Source organism: Bradyrhizobium sp. GW821-FHT13H05 (assembly GCF_058804065.1).
On record NZ_JBXAPO010000025.1, the window covers coordinates 23,951 to 41,249 of the forward strand.

The following is a 17,299-nucleotide window of genomic DNA, read 5'->3' on the forward strand; positions in this document are numbered from 1 at the left end:
CTCACTGCCAGAGCTCGCTCGCCGCTACGCGGTTGATGTCGGCGAGCCGGCGATTTGCGTCGGCGTTTGGATCGATGCTCGCCACCAGCGTGAGCAGGCGCTGATAGGCGCCCTCGGCGATCTCGACCGGCAGCGGGGCCTCGTCAAAGGCCTCGACATAGCTGCCGACGAGACCGCTGAGCAGGCGACACAGGCCGAGCTGGGCGGGATCGTCCCGGCCGAGGGTCTCAAGCTTTTGCTGGAATGTCCGGAAGGTGCGCAGGCCGTGGTGCTGATGCGAAAGCCACGCGTGCAGGTCGTTCATATGAGCTCCTTCGAATGATGGAAGAAGCTACCGGTTTATACAGGCGGAATGTGACGATTGGAAGGGAGGGGATTGCTGAGACAGTCCGTCTTCGCCAAGAGGCTTCGCCGGACACGCTTCGCCTTTTCGGCACGGCTGCGCCACGCGAAGCCCGAAAGGGCGAAGCGTGGTGCCCCTGGCCGACAATTGCCCAGAGCTATAACCATTTGAATTTGAAACCACTTTTATCGTCGATTGCTGCCGATACCAGCACAAATACCAGCAGGATGACGTGCGGTATTCACTTGCAAAAATAAGCTGCGGGCTCCTCGGCAGCAGGCACGGTCCACGCGGTTTTTTGTCTCCACAATCGGCCGACCGGAATCGAACCCGGCTCAGGCTCGAAATCTTTGGAGGAGGCAGGCGACCGCTTACTCAGCAGCTTTCCGTCTTCTTCGAAGTGGAATGATTGAAAATCGTGGGTTTGACTCCCACTCTCTCCGCCACGCCACAGTACTCCTCTGTATCCAACTGTTCCAATCGACAGCAAAAACAACGAGTAGCGCGACGAAGGCTGTTGCGGCTAGTTCCGCGATGTTACGGCTTGTCGCCGCGCAAACCGTAGCTTTTTTGACCGGGCTCGGACGGATTTCGCGAGGGCGAACAGATGTCCGGCAAGCTCAAGCCGCTCGACATCGAACGCAAAGTTCGGCCGGCAAATACCCTGACGGCGACGGTCTTTATCTCATCGTTGCCGGCGCCCCATCGAAAAACTGGAGCTACCGTTATTAGAAGAACGGTAAGCAGCGCTCGCTGGGCCTAGGCTCGCTAAAGGACGTGTCACTAAGGGATGCGCGTCTAGCTCGCGATGCTGCGCGTCTCCGAGTGAAGGGTAATCGCAGAAGCGAGAGATAGCCAATCGTGGCCGCGCACCCGACTCACCAGGCCACCCAAAGCTGCAGTGTATCGGCAATCGCATCAGGCAGCAGCGCGTTGTCCTCGCGGAAAACGCCACGCCCAGCCGTCATCCGGTGGAGAACATCCGATCAGGGTCCGCACTACGCAGTTGCCATGGAGGGGACGAGTGGCTTGCGCACAGCAGCTACCCGAACAGCTCCGCCAAGGCGTTCCACCGCGGTCTCTCCGTTGACTCCGGCAATCGCACGAGGAGCAATGACGATATTGACGTCGGAGATCCCGATCCAGAACAATATCTGGCGAAGATAGGCGCTCGCCTGGTCATGCTCTTCGGTCGGAGAGCCGGGAGCGTGGCCGCCACCGCTGGCGAGGATGATGTCAGCGGATTTGCCTTTCAGTAAACCCACGGAAGCCGCATCGCCCGTCGTGACAAAAACCTGGTTGCCGGGCTCGAACGTGACACCGGCCCGGACGATGTGGTCGATATAAGCTTTCAGCCTGGCCGGAATGGAGAAGTTGTACATCGGTGTGCCGATGACGATACGATCGGCCGACTTGAGCTCGGCGACGAGCTCGTCCGACACTTTGATGGCCGCCGCGCTTTCGGGCGAGTGCGATTGTGGTGGCGTGAAGGCGCCGCCGATCCAGGGCAGATCAACGAACGGAAGGTTGGTTTTGACGAGATCCCTGACGATCACCGATCCTCCCGGGTTGGCGGCTTTCCATTGCTCGATGAATACAGCGGTCAGCTTGCGGGAAGTCGAGTGATCGAAGCGCGGACTTACCTCGATTGCGAGCAGCTTGGGCATGTCGGACCTCTTGAGGGTTTGATTGAAAAACTTCACCGCTCCTTTTGTTTGGAGCTCTGGGTCGACCTCTAGCAGCACCGACACATGAGGGGAGCTGACGGAATTTCGCTCATTTCCATCTACTCATTGGATGGGCTGGACGGCGCCACCAATCAGCGTCGCGTCTTGGTTGCCGTGTGCGCGGCTCAGGCTCGGCCGCGCGCCACCTGGATCATCCAATGAGTAGATGGAGACCAGAGATGTTTTGTCACTTCTGCGAAGAGGACGCGTCGCTTATCAAACCTCGCAGGCCGAAGCCACGCGGCGCAAAGATAGACACGACCCTGGGAGCCACGTGTGAAACTCGCAACGTTTGCCGGCCCTCAGGGACGACGGCTTGGAATCGTCACAGGCGAAGCCCTCATCGAGGTTGCGGACCATCTGCCGGAGCTCACCTCGTTGGAGGCGCTCCTGGAAGGGGGCCCGGCGTTGCTCGAGAAGACACGACGGATCGCGGAGATCGAGTCTCCCACGACTGCCTTATCGACCGTGCGACTGCTGGCGCCGTTGGCGCGGCCACAGAAGTTCCTGGCCATCGGCATGAACTACAGGAAGCATGCCGAAGAAGCGAAGAGGTTTGGAATTGAGCCCCCCAAATATCAATATTGGTTCAACAAGCAGACCTCGTGCCTGAACGGCCCATACGATCCGATCGTGAAGCCGCGGGTTTCTGACATGCTTGACTATGAAGTTGAGCTTGCGATGGTGATCGGGAAGCCGGCAAGACACGTCAGCGCAGCCCGCGCGCCAGAGCACATCTTCGGTTATACCGTTTGTAACGACGTTTCGGTGCGCGATTGGCAGTCGCATTGTCCGACGATGACGATCGGCAAGTCGTTCGATACCCATGGCCCGATCGGACCCTGGGTGGTCACCGCGGACGAAATCCCTGACCCGCACAACCTTTCGCTTCGTTGCGAGGTCAACGGTGCCGTTCGTCAGCAATCGTCGACCTCCGAGCTCATCTTCAACTGCTATCAGATGATCGAGTACCTTTCGACGGCGTTTACTCTGTTGCCTGGCGATTTGATTGCGACAGGGACGCCCGAGGGAGTGGGGGTTGCGATGAACCCTCCCTCCTTCTTGCGTGTCGGCGACACCGTGCGATGCGAGGTGGAACGAATCGGCGCCATCGAAAATGTCGCGGCTCCTGAGACTCAGTAAAGGCAGATCGAGGCTTTTGCGTTTTGAACAAGTCAGAAGGATTGTGCTATGAAAGTGGGCTTCATCGGCGCCGGGAAAGTAACCAAGACCTTCGGTCGTCACTTGATCAACGCCGGTCACGAGATTCTCGTGTCCAACTCGAGAGAACCGGCAACGCTGGCGGAAATCGTCGGCGATCTCGGTCCAGGCGCAAAGGCGGGTACGAAACAACAAGCGGCTGATTGCGATATCGCCATCCTCGCCACGAACTGGGTGAGCGTGCCGGAGGCGCTGAAGAATATCGATTGGCGCGGGCGGATTCTGATCGACGCAACCAACGCCCATATGGACGCCAAGCCCGATATTAGTCTCGACGGCGTGACCAGATCGATCGCCGCCTTGAAGGGCCGGAACTCGAGCGAGATGGTGGCCGAAATGGCAGCGGGTGCGAGGCTCGTCAAGTCGATCTGCAACATGCCGATGGCATGGATACAGGATTTTTCGCCCCAGAAGCCCAAGACAGTCATCTTCGCCTCCGGCGACGATGCCGAGGCAAAGAAGCTGGTGATCGACCTGATCAACAGCATCGGCTTCGTGACGATCGACCTCGGGCCCCTTGCCAACGGCGTGCTGCATCAGGTCGGCGCTCCCCTGTCCGGCCTTGATCTCCACTTCGTTCGGCGGCTTCGCTGAGCGATCCGGTGAGCGCCATGACGAACTTCCGCAATCTGTCCGTCGTGGTGACGAAGCGAGCCTCGGGAATTCCCGGTCCTGATAACTTCGCGATCGTCGATCTCGACCGACCGCGAGCAACTGACGGCACGGTAGTGGTGCGGGTCCGCTACGCATCCGTCGATCCGGCCATGCGGGGGTGGGTGAGCTCGGAGCCGAACTATCTTTCCGTTCCGACCGGCACGGTGATGCGGGCTCACGGCGTGGGTGAAATCGTCGAGAGCGGCTGCTCTGATTGGAGCACCGGCGATCTGGTTTATGGCTTCTTCGGTTGGCAAGAATACCATTTGACGGCCGTCGATCAGATCATGTGGAAAGTTGACCAGGCGGTGGCGCCGCTTCCCGCATGGCTCGGACCATTGGGGTTGAACGGGCTGACGGCCTGGTTGGGATTTCGAAAGTTCGGACGACCGAAAGCCGGTGAGACGTTGCTGGTATCGACTGCGGCCGGCGGGGTAGGGAGCGTCGTCGGGCAACTCGCCAAAGCTGAAGGCGTGCGCGCCGTGGGGCTCGCCAGCAATCCCGACAAGGTCGCGTTGGCGGTCGAAGACTATGGATACGCAGTTGCGATCGACTATCGAAGCGCCGATGACCTTGCGAAGTCGATCGGGGCGGCGAGCCCGCACGGAATAGATGTCTATTTCGACAACGTCGCCGGCAAGATATCCGATGCCGTCTTTCCGAATTTGAACAAGGGGGCCCGCATTGCCCAGTGCGGCACCGCCTCCGTGGCGAGCTGGATTCCCGTCCCCGACGGTCCGCGCCGCGAGCGCGATGTCCTGGTCAAGAGGCTGTCGTGGATGGGCTTCGTCGTCTTCGACCATGCCGATCAGTTCGACGAGGCCCTCTCGGAACTGAAGGGCCTGTACGTCTCCGGGAAATTGAAGTCGCATGCGGAGATCCTTGAGGGTCTGGACGCCGCACCCAAGGCCATCGAACTGCTCTACGCCAGCCGAAACCGGGGTCGGCTTTGCGTAGCGCTTTAGACCAGGATCCGACAAAAACAGGAGCAAGCCATGACCCAGATTCGTGGTCAATTCGTCGCTTCTCGCCGTCCAGGAGAGCTTGGCATCCACTCCGTGGATAGCTTCCACCTTGTTGTGCCGAATCTCGAGCAGGCAAACGACTTCTATTCCGCTTTTGGGCTGAACGTGAAAACCGTCGGCGACCGCGTCGACATGTATACGCATGGAAGCCCGCATCGGTGGGGGACCGTCGGCGAGGCCCAACGCAAGCAGCTTTCGCACCTCTCATTTGGCGTGTTCGAGGAGGATTTCCCGTCGTTCAAGACGCGCCTGCAAAGCGTCGGCGTGCGTCGGGTCGATGCCCCCGCTGCAAGCGAGTCGAACGGGCTGTGGTTTCGAAACCCAGACGGCCTGCTCATGGAACTCAAGGTGGCCAAGAAGACCTCGCCCAATGCGAAATCGTCGTTTGAGATGGCGAGCGTAGCTCCCGGCGTCCAGGGCTCGCATCTTCGCTCCGAGACGCGTCCAGTTTACCCGCGCCGCCTCGCGCATATTCTGATCTTCACTGCCGACGTGTCGGCGTCCGTTCGCTTCTATTCGAACGTTTTAGGCCTTCGGCTGTCCGATCGCTCCGGGAACGGCGTCGCGTTCATGCACGGCATCCATGGCTCCGACCATCACATGATCGCGGTTGCAAAATCCAACGGTCCCGGTTTGCACCATTTGAGCTGGGACGTCGGATCGATCAACGACGTCGGACTGGGCGCCAGGCTGATGGCCGACAAGGGATTCGAGAAAGGATGGGGTTTAGGGCGTCATGCGCTTGGCTCCAACTACTTCCATTATGTCCGCGATCCCTGGGGCAGCTACGCAGAGTATTCGTCCGACATCGACTTCATTCCAGCCAATTGCGATTGGGAAGCCGGTGATCACCCGGCAGACGAGTCCTTCTATGTGTGGGGGCCGAAGCCACCGCAGGACTTCGTCTGCAACTACGAACGGGAAACCTGATCCTGCGAGGGGATCATTTTCAAGAGGGATCATTTTCAAGCGGTCCGGCGCTGAAGTTCGACTGACTCGCCGGCCGCCTGGACGGAAGCGCCATTCGGCGCAATATGGGAGGTTACAATGGAAGAGCATAGCACGTCGGCGAAGCACCTTACCGAGATGTGCATCGAACGCGGCTACTTGGCCAAGCAGCTCTATGCGATTTTTACGACTCCGATAAACGGCATGGACGCTGTCATGCAGAACCTTCCGGATCATCTGGCCTTCCAGGAGGAACTCGAGCGGAGCGGCATCATGTTTGCAGCCGGGCCTCATTGGACAGACGACGAAAAGCGCTGGGAGGGTGAGGGCCTCATCGTAATCCGCGCCAAGACGCTGGACGAGGCCAATGCCGTTGCCGCGCGCGATCCCATGCACGCCCGGGGCGCCCGCAAATATCGGGTGCGCCCCTGGTTGGTCAACGAAGGGACCATGACCGTAACATTGGGCTTCTCAACTGGAAAATTCGAGGTTGTTTAGGGGCCGGACAACCCCAAGCGGCCCGACATTGGCGGGCCGCTTCTATCGATCCGTTCCGAGGCTGCCGACTATTTCAGGCGCGCGCTGATCTTGTCGATGCCGGCTTTGGCGCAAGCCTCGTCATCGTCGGCGCCGGGCCCGCCTGAGACGCCGATGCCACCAATAACCTCATTGCCAACCTTAATGCGAAGACCACCCACAATGAGCGAGACGCGCGGCAGCTTGCCCAGGCCCCCGGCATTGGCCAAGCCCCAGAAGGCAGTCGGATTTGTTCCCATCCGCTTCACCATGGCGCTAATACTATCCTCGTTGTGTGTGGCGCCGAGCGTGACGACAGTATACGCCTTGTCACTGGCAAGGTCGAATGAGGCCGCGTGAGCCCCGTCGCCGCGCAACATTGCCTGCGTCAAGCCATCGACGGTGACAACGGCCGCGCTCACTCGGAAACCCTGCTTTGCGCAACTCGCGACCGCCTCGGTTACGGCTTCCGCCGCCAGAGCCGCCGATAGCCTGTGCGTGGTGATGAGGTCGTCCGAGCGGGCTGGGGACGTCGCTGCGGCGAGCATCAGGACGATCGCCGAAGAATGACGGCCGATCCATTTTGCAATCATGAATGTTTCCACCTCTGTTCGGGCTCAAGTGCCAACGCGCTCAACTTAGTGGCGCGCGCCTATAGACCGAAGTGACAAAAGTTTTCTGATGTCCATCTAAACTGTTGGAGTCCCCCGATAGGGGATCAGGAAAACCCATGCCGGTAGGCGGCAGAGTGTTCACTAGCCCGACAACGTTAAGTGACCGGCCAGTGTCTGTACTTGCAGTGATGTTTAGCCGCTGATTATGCGGTCTCAGAGCGCAATTTGGATTTGCGCGCCGACACCTTTGGTCGCTTTATAGGTAGCGCGACATCGGCCCCAATGTCCGCAAGCAGGTCGACCAGCTGCCCCTCGCATGCGGAGAGTTCGTGCCCGCGGCGCCGCGAAACCATGAAGGCTATGGGACGCACATGCCAGGCCCGGCGCTTGATCTTCGTCAGAGTCCCGGCGGCCAGATCGTCGGCGACAAGGTCCGCAGGCATGTGACCCCAGCCGAGGCCGGCGCGCAGGAAATCATGCTTCGCGCTCAAATCGTTTACCAGCCAATGCCGTTCGCCGGCGACCTCCATTTGCGTCTTCTCGGTGTTCGGCTGATTGTCGGTCACGACCAGCTGGGCATGGCGGCTGAACTCGTCGAGGGGAATCGGGCGACCCGCGGCAGCCAGTGGATGTGAAGGCGCGCAGACCGTCACCATCTCTGCATCGCAGAGCCAATGCCTCTCGATAGCGCTCGCTTTCAACTCGGGGACGTCCGCAACCGTCACGGCCAGGGAACAGGCTCCGTCCAGCAAAAGGACCTCGCCGCCCTGCATCGTCGTCATCCTGAGATTTACGACGGCATTTGGCGAACCGCGTTGGAGCGCCTGCAGGCAGCCGATGAGACGCTTTCTCGGAAAGTAGACGTCCACGGCAATCGAAAGCTGCGGCGCTCCCGCATCCGCTATAGAGCGCGCGCGCGTTTTCATTTCTTCGGTGCGAGCAATGACGGCGCGGGCGTCGGGGAGCAGACTGCGTCCTGCGGAGCTGAGTTCGGGACGGTGAGCATCGCGCTCAAAAAGCCGCACGTCCAACACCGCCTCAAGGGCCGCCACAGCATGACTTACGGCCGATTGAGCTCGCCGGAGTTTGCGGGCCGCTCCCGAAAAGCTCTCCTCATCGCATACCGCCACGAACGTTCGAAGTTGATTGAGTGTCACGCCGTCCAACATCGTTGCCATCCATACATTAGATAGACGTTTGTAATAATCCTTCAGTTTTTTCGATAAATCAATGCTGCTGGAAGTGCCTCGCATGGCACCTCTCTGAGAGAGCAACGCGGTCTCGGAGTCGGCCCCCCGGAGGAGGCGACGTGTCAAGGTCTGGCATGTCTCGGTATTGCCGCAGGTTGCTTCGGCCATGGAGATCAACATAACGCACGCCATTACGGGGACAGGCGGGCGCGACACTCGCCCGCTCCCTCGCGACGAAGACAATCTCCGTCCTCATCGCGAATTCGCGCGGCCTCGAAACCCTCGGCGAGTTGACCGCCGAATTTGGTGCGAGCGTCAAGTCGGGTCGACGAAGCTGTCGAAGCCGATATCATCATAACCGTGTGTTATCGCGAATTCCGGGAAGCGCCGCGATCAGTTGCTGCGGGTCGGCCTTAACTGACGGGCATTTGCGACCGCCACTTTCAACGTGCTTCGCAACCACATCAGTGCGGGCTCCGCATCGAAACGCTCGTGCCAGAACTGCCTGATTACCAGCTTCGGAAGCCTGAGCGGATGAGGCAGAATCTCGATTGGGGCCGCATCCGCCATCAGCACGCCTAGAGGCCGCGGTACCGTCGCGACTAGATCGGAGGATCCCACGATCGCTGGAAGCGCGAGAAAATGTGGCACACGTACCGCGATGCGTGAATCGCGCCCATGCCTGCGCAGTGTCCTCTCGACGATCGCGTGGCCGGTTCCTTCGACTTTCGCAAGCGCGTGTCGCTCTCTCAGAAAAATCGCCTTGGACATTGCTGATTGCTTCACGCCGGGATGGCCACGCCGGGCCAGGGCGACATAGTCGCTTTCGAACAGAAGCTGTTGCCTCACGCCGGAGCGAAGGTCCGGGATGTATCCAACGGCCAAATCGACTGCTCCCGTACGCAATGTAGGGAGCGTCTGGTCCATGGGCAGTTGTATCGTGCTGAAAAAGATGCCGGGAGCACTGTCTCGACACGCATTGAGAAGATGAGGAAGAATCACAGCTTCCGCAATATCACTCATCACGATCGTGAACGTGCGTTTCTCGGTGGCGATATCGAAGCCTGATCGCCTGCCAAGCCCGCGTCGCACCGAACTCAAACCATTGCACCAAAGAGCGGCCGAAGGGTGCATTTCAAGAGAATGGGCGCTGGTACATAAAAGTACCGGTCAAATGCAAAACAGTCGGGGGCTTGCCCATGCCCAACGAAGCATGCGCTACGAGCTCGGATTCGCCGGGTGGTCGCCCTGTGATGCGGCAGTGAGCGCTGGGCTCACTCTAGCAAAAGCTCATCACGCGATTGTGCAAGTTGTGCCGCAAGGCCAAAACCAAATCCCGCCCAGACCGTGGGTCGGTGCAGTTTCGCGCACCAAATTGTCGATTCCTACGGTAGTTCCGGTACTTTACGAGTGTCAAGGGCATCGCGTGCATCAAGAATGACCGTCGTCGGCGGCGACGGCGATCACCATCGAATTGGCACGTCGCGCAGAATCGAAAATTGAGGGTCGCGAAACACTCTTGCGTCGCCCAGAGATTCGTACTCCAAACCTCTTAGGGCTTCTCTCAAATTTCTTTTGGAGAGAAGTCTATATGCCCGAGAAAAAGCCCCTTGTCCCCGAATTGTCGCTACGATACGGCAAGATGGAAGCTGTCGCGCGTGGACAGCTTGCCGTATTGGGACTTCTGTTCGTCATCGCAATCTGCGGAGCGATTGCACTTCGCTTCTTTGGGCTGATTTAGAAATTGCGCAGAGTTGAACTGCGGCCGTCCCGAGCAAGCCACCGGACATGAAAAAGCGGACTTGCACCGCACAGGGAGTTGAACTCCTGTTGCTCGTTGCCTCCGATGATGAGCAGTACAACAGTCAGCCCTCCAAGCACGGCGCATGTGCACATATCAGCGGCTGCGATTAGAAATTACAGTGACAGTGCTGGACTGCACCCCTGAAGTGAGACACGATAATTACAGTGACAGGCATTTCGAGGATGACCTGTGGCAGGACGAGGAAAGAAGCGTTAGTTTCCGACGGCGTTTGGATCGATGCTCGCCACCAGCGTGAGCAGGCGCTGATAGGCGCCCTCGGCGATCTCGACCGGCAGCGGGGCCTCGTCAAAGGCCTCGACATAGCTGCCGACGAGACCGCTGAGCAGGCGGCACAGGCCGAGCTGGGCGGGATCGTCCCGGCCGAGCGTCTCGAGCTTTTGCTGGAAAGTCCGGAAGGTGCGCAGGCCGTGGTGCTGATGCGAAAGCCACGCGTGCAGGTCGTTCATATGAGCCTCTTCGAATGATGGAAGAAGCTACCGGTTTATACAGGCGGGATGTGACGATTGGAAGGGAGGGGGAATTCGGTTTGCTGATCCAGTCCGCCTTCGCCAAGGCTCCGGCGGGACAGCCTTCGCTGCTTCGCTTGGATAGACTCGCGCCTGGCTCGCCCAGCCATAGCTGCGAAGCAGCGAAGGCTGGTGCCCCTGGCCGGAATCGAACCAGCACTCCTTGCGGAACTCGATTTTGAGTCGAGCGCGTCTACCAGTTCCGCCACAGGGGCCCTCGGTCGGCCCCCCAAAGCGGGCGTCGCGAAGCCGGCGGACTATAACCATGGACAAAGCGGGGTCAACCCGCGCCAAAGTGATCCCGGCCGTTCTCGACAGCCGCATGGGCCGGAGTTAGAGCCTAACAAAGCGACCCATCGAAAAGAGGCTGCCGTGACGACCCAGAGTGCCGCAATACCTGCATTCAAACCGGCGGCCACCAGCCCGGCTCTGACCGCCTCGCTTGCGGTGACCCTGGTTGCGGCTGCCACGATCGCGGGCGCCTGGTTCTTCCAGCTCGTGCTGGAGATCCTGCCCTGTCCGCTCTGCCTGGAGCAGCGCTACGCCTATTACCTCGCGATCCCGCTCGGCGTGCTCACCGCGCTTGCGGCGAAGAGCGGCGCGCCGCGGCCGCTGCTGCTTGCAGGGCTCGCGATCCTCGCGCTGGCGACGCTCGCCAATGCCGGCCTTGGCACCTACCATTCCGGGGTCGAATGGGGTTTTTGGAAGGGCCCGACCGACTGCTCCGGTCCCGTCATCAATCTCGGCAATGCTGCCGATCTGCTGTCGAAGCTCGATACCGTGAAGGTGGTCCGCTGCGACGAGGTGCAGTGGCGCTTCCTCGGCCTCTCGCTCGCCGGCTACAATGTGCTGATCTCGCTGCTGATGGCCGCGATCGCCGCCTGGGGATTTGCGCAGACGACCTCGTCGTAGGGCGGGCAAAGCGAAGCGTGCCCACCATCTCCTGGTGATAAAACCGTAAGAGAACGTGGGCGCGGCGCTATGCGCCTTTGCCCATCCTGCAAGAGCGGAGTTCGCCGTGGGAGCCGCGCCCCTCTAATCGTCTACATCGTCCTGCGTACGCCCGAACAGGTGCACGATTCCCGGCGTTGCGATCGTCACGAACACGAAACGCGACAGATGATGGGCGCCGACGAAGATCGGGTCGATGTGCAGCGTCAGGGCCAGCGCCAGCATCGCGTCCATCGCGCCCGGAGCGAAGGCGACCACGACGTCGGAGAATTTCACCTGCGTGGTGAGCGCCACGATGCCGACGAAGATCGCGGAAATGGCGATTGCGATCGCGAACGAACCCAGCGCTGCATTGATGTGGCCGGCCAGCGTCTTGATCCGCATCCGCGCGAAGCGACTGCCGATCAGGGCGCCGATGCCGATCAGCGCCACGCCGCGTACCCAGTTCGGCAGGCCGCCCTCGACCCAGCCTGCACCATGCAGCACGCTGGAGCCGATCATCGCGCCGAACATCCAGCTCGCCGGAAACTTGATCAGCCGCAGGACGAGGGCCGCTGCGAGCGAGGCCGCGACCAGCTCGACGAGGTCGAGCGGCGAGGCGATCGCCGTGGTCAGCGATGGTGCCGCGGAAGGCGCCACGCCCGCGATGGCCAGCACCATCGGCAGCGCCGCGGTGAGGATGATGACGCGCATGGTCTGCACCACCGCGATCCCGGGCAGGTCGGCGCCGCGCTCGACTGCCAGGATGGTGATCTGCGACAGCGCGCCGGGGCTGCCGGCGAGGAAGGCCGAGGTGCGGTCCCAGCCATGGACGCGCTGGAGATAATAGCTCGAGCCGAAGGTCGAGCAGAAGGTGGCGAGTGCGAGTAGTCCGATGGTGAGCGGATAGGCGCTGACCTGCTGTAGCAGATGGCGCGAGACGACCGAGCCCAGCGAGATGCCGAGCAGCACCAGCACGGTCTGGGTCAGGATCGGGGGCAGCGTCAGCTGGCGGCCGGCAATCGCGGCGATGCCGACCGCGATCATCGAGCCCGAGATCAGTCCGCCGGGAAGGCCCGCGAGGAGAAATGCCAGGCCGCCGGCCGAGCCGATGACAAGCGTCTCCACCGTGCTCAAGATCTTGGCACGGCTCGGCCATTCGAACGGCAACGAGGCGGTGATTTGCTTCACACCACCTTATTGCAAATCAGCGAGAGGCGCACAATTGCAGCCAGGTCATGCCGCAATGCGCGCCTCTCACTGAGGGGCGTGAGCCGTAGTGTGACGGATTTACTTCTTGTCGGCGGCAGGCGCGGCCGTGCCGGCCTTCGCTTCCTTCATGCACTCGCGGCGAAATTTCTTGCGCTCCTTGCCCTTCAGCGCCTTGGCATCCGCCTGCTTGGAGCATTCGAGCGACTCGGCCGAATGCTCCTTCGGCGCTTTCTTGTCGGCGGTGGCCGCGGCGTCGGTCTTGGCGGCGGGCGCCGCAGTCTGCGCGAAGGCGGCACCGGTGGCGAGCAGGGAGGCGAGAGCGACGGCGGCGAGGCGAGAGGCGAGGGTCATGGTGTTGCACTCTTCTTGGGAGAATTGCGAAGGGCTGGCAACGTCGGCTCGCCTTGCTGAACGCGACATGAATAATCTGAACGGCGCGATCACTATATTTTGGCGGCGAAGACCATCACTTCCTTGTCGCCAATCGCCGGCACGCTAGGATAGCAATCCTTGTTTCAACTTCCCCCGGGGAAGACCAAGGAGGAGACCTTACGATGACCATCAAATCAAAATTGTTGTGTGCTGTTGCGCTGTCCGGCTTTGCCGCGCTGGTGGCGAGCGCCCCGGCCCAGGCGCTGACCTCGCAGGAGTGCAGCGCGAAATATCAGGCCGCCAAGAAGGACGGCTCGCTCGGCACCACGAAGTGGAATGACTTCCGCAAGGCCCAGTGCGGCGCGGACGCGACGCCTGCCGCTGCACCAACCGCGGCGGCTCCAGCTGCGCCTCCACCGGCTGCCGAGCCGAAGCAGGCGAAGAAGGAGGCGGCTCCCGCTGCCGCTCCAGCCCCGACCCTGCCGGCCGGCCCCGCGATCTATCCGAACGCGGTCGATCCGAAATACGCCAAGGAAAGCGCCGGCAAGGGCCGCCTGCACACCTGCGTCGACCAGTACAACGCCAACAAGACCACCAACGGCAATGGCGGCATGAAGTGGATCGAGAAGGGCGGCGGCTACTACAGCGAATGCAATAAGAAGCTGAAGGGCGCCGCCTGAGCTTCGACATGATGCGATGGCCGGAGCAAAGCTCCGGCCATTTCGTCTAGCCCAACAGCTTCTCGGCCGATTTCGCCACGAGCTGCGAGCGCTTGCGCGGACCGCGCTCGACGAACAACAGGCTCTGGCCGAAGATGAAGCAGTAGAACAGGAACGCCTGCGCCTCGGCCTCCTCGCCCTCGAGGCCGGTCGCGCGATAGAGCTCGGCAACGTGCTTCAGCCGCGCCGCATCCACGCTCGCCACCGCCGCCGCGGCATTCTCGTCCGAGCGGGCCCATTGCCGGATCGCAAGCTCGATCGCCATGCCTTCCGGGTTCAGCCGCTCCGAATACAGCTGGATCACCGCCTTCAGCCGCTCGCGGGGCGCCTCGCCGTCGAGGCTGGTCTGCTGCGCGATTGAAGCCGCGCGCCCCTCGCGCCAGCGTACCAGCATGGCCTCGAGCAGCGCGGCACGGTCGGCGAAGCGGCGGTAGAAGCCGCCTTTGGTGACGCCAAGATTTTTGGCGAGCACCTCCACCCGCACGCCCTCCACCCCCGAGCGGGCGAGCTCGGTAAACCCCGCCTCGACCCAGACATCGCCCTTGCCGTCGCTCATGAAGGAAGCCTCACCGGTTCTTGATACGGTGCCGTATTGCTAACGTGTCTCGCGCCTGATACGCTACCGTATCAACAAATCAAGGGGCGGAAAACGGCAGGGAGAAGTTGCGATGGAGCAGGAGGCGACCTATCGCGGCACGGTCTATCCGTGGCAGTGCGACCATGTCGGGCACATGAACATCATGTGGTATGTCGGCAAATTCGACGAGGCCAACTGGAATCTGTTAGCCCGCCTCGGGCTGACGCCGAGCTATTTGCGCTCCTCCGGCCGCGGCATGGCCGCCGTGCAGCAGAACATCACCTACAAGCGCGAGCTGCTCGCCGGGGACATCGTCGAGATCCGCAGCCATCTGCTCGAGATTCGCGACAAATCGATCCGTTTCCGGCACGACATGGCGAATGCCGAGACCGGCGAGATCGCCGCGATTTGCGAGATCACGGGTGTGCACATGGATCGTGCGCTGCGAAAGTCCGCGCCGTTCGCGGATGCCATCCGCGAAGCTGCTCTGAGGCATCTTGTCGAGCCGGCCGAGGCCTGAGCCATGGCTGCGTTCGAGCCGAAAAACCCGGGCTATCGTGCCGCGGCCATCGCCATGTTCGACCGCCAGCCGGCGATGCATACGCTCGGAATCGTGATCGTTCGCCTTGCGCCGGGCGAGGTCGAGCTGGCCATGCTGCATTCGGCGGCCTTCACACAGCAGAACGGTTTTGTCCATGCCGGCATCATCACGGCCGGGCTCGACAATGCCTGTGGCGTTGCCGCCTTCACGCTGATGCCGCGCGAGGCCGATATTCTCACCGTGGAGTTCAAGACCACGCTGCTCGCGCCCGCCCGTGGCGAGCGTTTCGTGTTCAAGACCGAAGTGGTCAAGCCCGGCCGTACGCTCACATTCTGCGAGGCCAGGGCCTTTGCCGAGCACGAGGGCCAGACCAGGCTGATCGCCACCATGACCGGAACGTTGATGGCGATGCTGCCACGTGAGGCTGCGCAAGCGCCGCGGGCGTCCCCCGTGGTGCGCGGCGATTGACAAGGCAACCGGCGCATTCCTTGATGCGGCGGTCATGCTCGGAAGTCTCGGTCTCATTCTACTCTGCCAGTTGATCGGTGAAGTGGTCGTGCGCGGTCTCGGCCTGCCGCTGCCGGGACCCGTGCTTGGGCTGCTGCTCCTCCTGGTCCTGTTGCTTGCCCGCGACCGTTTTTCGCGGCTTGCGTTCGGCCCCTTGCGCGATGACGGCGTCGAGACGGCTAGCAAGGGCCTGCTCGCGCATCTGTCGCTGTTGTTCGTGCCGGCCGGCGTCGGCGTGGTGCAGAAGCTCGATTTGCTCGCCGAGCACGGCATCGCCATCGTCCTGGTGCTGGCGCTCTCGGTAGTCGTCACCCTGCTCGCAACGGTGCTCACCTTCCGCCTCGTCAGCCGCCTGTTGAAGCAACAGGATGCGCGATGAAGGACAATCCGTTTTCGCTCTGGGTCTATCTCTCGCAGTCGCCGCTGCTGTGGCTGACCGTCACGCTGCTGGTCTATGCGAGCACCGATGCGGTGTCGCTGGCGACGCGGCGCCATCCGCTCGCCAATCCCGTGCTGCATGCGATGTGGATCATCGGCGCGTTCCTGCTCGCGACCGGTACGTCCTACACGACCTATTTTTCCGGCGCGCAGTTCGTGCACTTCCTGCTCGGGCCTGCCACCGTCGCACTTGCCGTGCCGCTCTACGAAAACCGCAAGCGCGTGGTGTCATCCATCGTGCCGATGCTGGTGGCCCTTGTCGCCGGCTCGGTCACGGCCGTGGTATCTGTGGTGCTGCTGGCCGAGCTCGCCGGCCTCCCGCGCGACGTGGTGCTGTCGCTGGCGCCGAAATCGGTCACGGCCGGCGTTGCCATGGGCATCGCCGAATCGCTACACGCAGATCCTTCGCTGGCGGCCGTCGCGGTCATCCTCACCGGTATCATGGGCGCCATCATCGTGACGCCGCTGATGAACCGGACCGGCGTCACCGACTACCGCGCGCGCGGCTTTGCCGCCGGCCTCGCGGCGCACGGCATCGGTACCGCCCGCGCGTTCCAGGTCGACGAGATTGCCGGCGTTTTCTCCGGTATCGCCATGAGCCTGAACGCCTTGGTGACCTCGTTCCTGGTCCCGCTGGCGGCCACGCTGCTGGTGCGATGACATTGCGGCGGCGACACTCTATATGGTCGGTAACAATTCCCGGTCCTGATCCGTCTTTGCGGAAGATGGGACCGAAACGGGACGAGATATGGCTGGATTTGGGAATAAGGGCCTTGTGACGACCCGGCGCGCGGCGCTGACGCTGATCGGGGCGGGCGCTCTCGCAATGGGCGGCATCACCTCGGTGCGGGCAGCCGCCGCCGACGATGAGGTGCTGACCGAGACCAAGGTGCTGCGCGATCCCGACACGCCAGTCGCCGGCAATCCCGACGGCAATATCACCATCGTCGAATGGTCGGACTACAACTGTCCCTATTGCCGCAAGCTCGAGCCCGAGCTGCGCCAGGTCGTCCAGGACGACGGCAAGGTCAGGCTGGTGATGAAGGACTGGCCGATCCTGGGGCCGGTCTCGGTCACGGCAGCGCGGATCGCGCTCGCGACGAAATTCCAGGACAAGTATCACCAGGCCCATGATGCCATGATGGGGGTCAGCTCGCGCCTGACCGAGCCGCGCATCAACGAGCTGCTCGCGGCCGCCGGCGTCGACATGGATCGCCTCAAGCGCGATCTCGCCGATCACGCCAAGGACATCGACGCCATCCTCAAGCGCAACAACGAGCAGGCTGAAGCCTTCGGCTTCCGCGGCACCCCGGCCTTCATCGTCGGCAAGTACCGCGTGCCGGGTGTGCTCAGCATGAACGAGTTCGAGCAGGTCATCGCTGACGCCCGCAAGGCCAAGATGAACTGACGCTGGCCGTAATAGATCACAGCCAA

The 17,299-nt window shown here is 61.7% G+C and carries 22 protein-coding genes and 1 tRNA gene; 13 read left to right on the forward strand and 10 right to left on the reverse strand.

What is annotated here, in order from left to right; translation table 11 throughout:
• Nucleotide 1: 1 nt before the first annotated feature.
• Nucleotides 2-304 (reverse strand): hypothetical protein, encoded by a 303-nt coding sequence (locus AC1RR3_RS37810; protein WP_492830298.1) that lies wholly within the window; start codon nucleotides 302-304, stop codon nucleotides 2-4.
• Nucleotides 305-1,341: 1,037 nt separating this feature from the next.
• The gene (locus AC1RR3_RS37815) at nucleotides 1,342-2,010 is read right to left on the reverse strand and encodes an FMN-dependent NADH-azoreductase (protein ID WP_492830300.1); all 669 of its coding nucleotides are present in this window, start codon (nucleotides 2,008-2,010) and stop codon (nucleotides 1,342-1,344) included.
• A gap of 336 nt (nucleotides 2,011-2,346) precedes the next feature.
• Between AC1RR3_RS37815 and AC1RR3_RS37820 the strand changes: the two genes are divergently transcribed.
• The 5 genes from AC1RR3_RS37820 to AC1RR3_RS37840 all read left to right on the forward strand — a co-directional run bounded on the left by AC1RR3_RS37820 (nucleotide 2,347) and on the right by AC1RR3_RS37840 (nucleotide 6,416).
• Nucleotides 2,347-3,213: a fumarylacetoacetate hydrolase family protein gene (locus AC1RR3_RS37820; protein WP_492830302.1), complete on the forward strand. Its 867-nt coding sequence runs from the start codon at nucleotides 2,347-2,349 to the stop codon at nucleotides 3,211-3,213.
• Nucleotides 3,214-3,261: 48 nt separating this feature from the next.
• A complete protein-coding gene (locus AC1RR3_RS37825; protein WP_492830304.1) occupies nucleotides 3,262-3,885 on the forward strand; it encodes an NADPH-dependent F420 reductase in 624 nt (207 codons plus the stop codon).
• Between the two features lie 17 nt (nucleotides 3,886-3,902).
• Nucleotides 3,903-4,910 carry an NADP-dependent oxidoreductase gene (locus AC1RR3_RS37830; protein WP_492830306.1) on the forward strand — a complete coding sequence of 336 codons (1,008 nt, stop codon included), beginning with the start codon at nucleotides 3,903-3,905 and terminating at the stop codon, nucleotides 4,908-4,910.
• A gap of 30 nt (nucleotides 4,911-4,940) precedes the next feature.
• Entirely contained in the window at nucleotides 4,941-5,900 is a 960-nt protein-coding gene (locus tag AC1RR3_RS37835; RefSeq protein ID WP_492830308.1) for a VOC family protein, read from the forward strand.
• A 117-nt stretch (nucleotides 5,901-6,017) separates the two neighbouring features.
• A complete protein-coding gene (locus AC1RR3_RS37840) occupies nucleotides 6,018-6,416 on the forward strand; it encodes a YciI family protein (protein ID WP_492830309.1) in 399 nt (132 codons plus the stop codon).
• Nucleotides 6,417-6,484: 68 nt separating this feature from the next.
• Here the strand turns inward: AC1RR3_RS37840 and AC1RR3_RS37845 are convergent, their stop codons facing one another.
• The 3 genes from AC1RR3_RS37845 to AC1RR3_RS37855 form a co-directional block, all read right to left on the reverse strand.
• Nucleotides 6,485-7,027, reverse strand: a complete 543-nt coding sequence (locus AC1RR3_RS37845) for a heme-binding protein (RefSeq protein ID WP_492830311.1) — start codon at nucleotides 7,025-7,027, stop codon at nucleotides 6,485-6,487.
• Between the two features lie 224 nt (nucleotides 7,028-7,251).
• The gene (locus tag AC1RR3_RS37850) at nucleotides 7,252-8,301 is read right to left on the reverse strand and encodes a LysR family transcriptional regulator (RefSeq protein WP_492830312.1); all 1,050 of its coding nucleotides are present in this window, start codon (nucleotides 8,299-8,301) and stop codon (nucleotides 7,252-7,254) included.
• Between the two features lie 330 nt (nucleotides 8,302-8,631).
• Nucleotides 8,632-9,330 carry a LysR substrate-binding domain-containing protein gene (locus tag AC1RR3_RS37855; RefSeq protein ID WP_492830363.1) on the reverse strand — a complete coding sequence of 233 codons (699 nt, stop codon included), beginning with the start codon at nucleotides 9,328-9,330 and terminating at the stop codon, nucleotides 8,632-8,634.
• A gap of 499 nt (nucleotides 9,331-9,829) precedes the next feature.
• On the opposite strand from AC1RR3_RS37855, the gene AC1RR3_RS37860 reads away from it, so the two are divergent.
• Nucleotides 9,830-9,979, forward strand: coding sequence for a hypothetical protein (locus AC1RR3_RS37860; RefSeq protein WP_492830314.1), 150 nt, complete (start codon nucleotides 9,830-9,832; stop codon nucleotides 9,977-9,979).
• A 275-nt stretch (nucleotides 9,980-10,254) separates the two neighbouring features.
• Here the strand turns inward: AC1RR3_RS37860 and AC1RR3_RS37865 are convergent, their stop codons facing one another.
• Both AC1RR3_RS37865 and AC1RR3_RS37870 read right to left on the reverse strand, forming a co-directional pair.
• Nucleotides 10,255-10,509, reverse strand: coding sequence for a hypothetical protein (locus AC1RR3_RS37865; protein ID WP_492830316.1), 255 nt, complete (start codon nucleotides 10,507-10,509; stop codon nucleotides 10,255-10,257).
• A gap of 190 nt (nucleotides 10,510-10,699) precedes the next feature.
• Nucleotides 10,700-10,784: transfer RNA gene (locus tag AC1RR3_RS37870), tRNA-Leu, on the reverse strand.
• Between the two features lie 157 nt (nucleotides 10,785-10,941).
• Between AC1RR3_RS37870 and AC1RR3_RS37875 the strand changes: the two genes are divergently transcribed.
• Nucleotides 10,942-11,481, forward strand: a complete 540-nt coding sequence (locus AC1RR3_RS37875; protein ID WP_492830318.1) for a disulfide bond formation protein B — start codon at nucleotides 10,942-10,944, stop codon at nucleotides 11,479-11,481.
• 123 nt (nucleotides 11,482-11,604) lie between these two features.
• On the opposite strand, the gene AC1RR3_RS37880 is transcribed toward AC1RR3_RS37875, so the two are convergent.
• The gene (locus AC1RR3_RS37880; RefSeq protein ID WP_492830320.1) at nucleotides 11,605-12,690 is read right to left on the reverse strand and encodes an AbrB family transcriptional regulator; all 1,086 of its coding nucleotides are present in this window, start codon (nucleotides 12,688-12,690) and stop codon (nucleotides 11,605-11,607) included.
• Between the two features lie 99 nt (nucleotides 12,691-12,789).
• Entirely contained in the window at nucleotides 12,790-13,062 is a 273-nt protein-coding gene (locus AC1RR3_RS37885; protein ID WP_492830322.1) for a PsiF family protein, read from the reverse strand.
• Between the two features lie 203 nt (nucleotides 13,063-13,265).
• On the opposite strand from AC1RR3_RS37885, the gene AC1RR3_RS37890 reads away from it, so the two are divergent.
• On the forward strand, nucleotides 13,266-13,763 hold the full coding sequence (locus AC1RR3_RS37890) for a hypothetical protein (protein WP_492830323.1): 498 nt from the start codon (nucleotides 13,266-13,268) through the stop codon (nucleotides 13,761-13,763).
• Between the two features lie 46 nt (nucleotides 13,764-13,809).
• Here the strand turns inward: AC1RR3_RS37890 and AC1RR3_RS37895 are convergent, their stop codons facing one another.
• Nucleotides 13,810-14,358 (reverse strand): TetR/AcrR family transcriptional regulator, encoded by a 549-nt coding sequence (locus tag AC1RR3_RS37895; protein ID WP_492830324.1) that lies wholly within the window; start codon nucleotides 14,356-14,358, stop codon nucleotides 13,810-13,812.
• A 112-nt stretch (nucleotides 14,359-14,470) separates the two neighbouring features.
• Between AC1RR3_RS37895 and AC1RR3_RS37900 the strand changes: the two genes are divergently transcribed.
• The 5 genes from AC1RR3_RS37900 (at nucleotide 14,471) to AC1RR3_RS37920 (ending at nucleotide 17,273) form a co-directional block, all read left to right on the forward strand.
• Nucleotides 14,471-14,899 (forward strand): acyl-CoA thioesterase, encoded by a 429-nt coding sequence (locus AC1RR3_RS37900; protein ID WP_492830326.1) that lies wholly within the window; start codon nucleotides 14,471-14,473, stop codon nucleotides 14,897-14,899.
• 3 nt (nucleotides 14,900-14,902) lie between these two features.
• Nucleotides 14,903-15,388: a PaaI family thioesterase gene (locus AC1RR3_RS37905; RefSeq protein ID WP_492830328.1), complete on the forward strand. Its 486-nt coding sequence runs from the start codon at nucleotides 14,903-14,905 to the stop codon at nucleotides 15,386-15,388.
• A gap of 34 nt (nucleotides 15,389-15,422) precedes the next feature.
• On the forward strand, nucleotides 15,423-15,806 hold the full coding sequence (locus tag AC1RR3_RS37910) for a CidA/LrgA family protein (protein ID WP_492830330.1): 384 nt from the start codon (nucleotides 15,423-15,425) through the stop codon (nucleotides 15,804-15,806).
• Nucleotides 15,803-16,525: an LrgB family protein gene (locus AC1RR3_RS37915; RefSeq protein WP_492830332.1), complete on the forward strand. Its 723-nt coding sequence runs from the start codon at nucleotides 15,803-15,805 to the stop codon at nucleotides 16,523-16,525. The genes AC1RR3_RS37910 and AC1RR3_RS37915 overlap by 4 nt, the downstream gene beginning before the upstream one ends.
• An 88-nt stretch (nucleotides 16,526-16,613) precedes the next feature.
• Nucleotides 16,614-17,273 (forward strand): DsbA family protein, encoded by a 660-nt coding sequence (locus AC1RR3_RS37920; RefSeq protein ID WP_492830334.1) that lies wholly within the window; start codon nucleotides 16,614-16,616, stop codon nucleotides 17,271-17,273.
• Nucleotides 17,274-17,299: the final 26 nt, after the last annotated feature.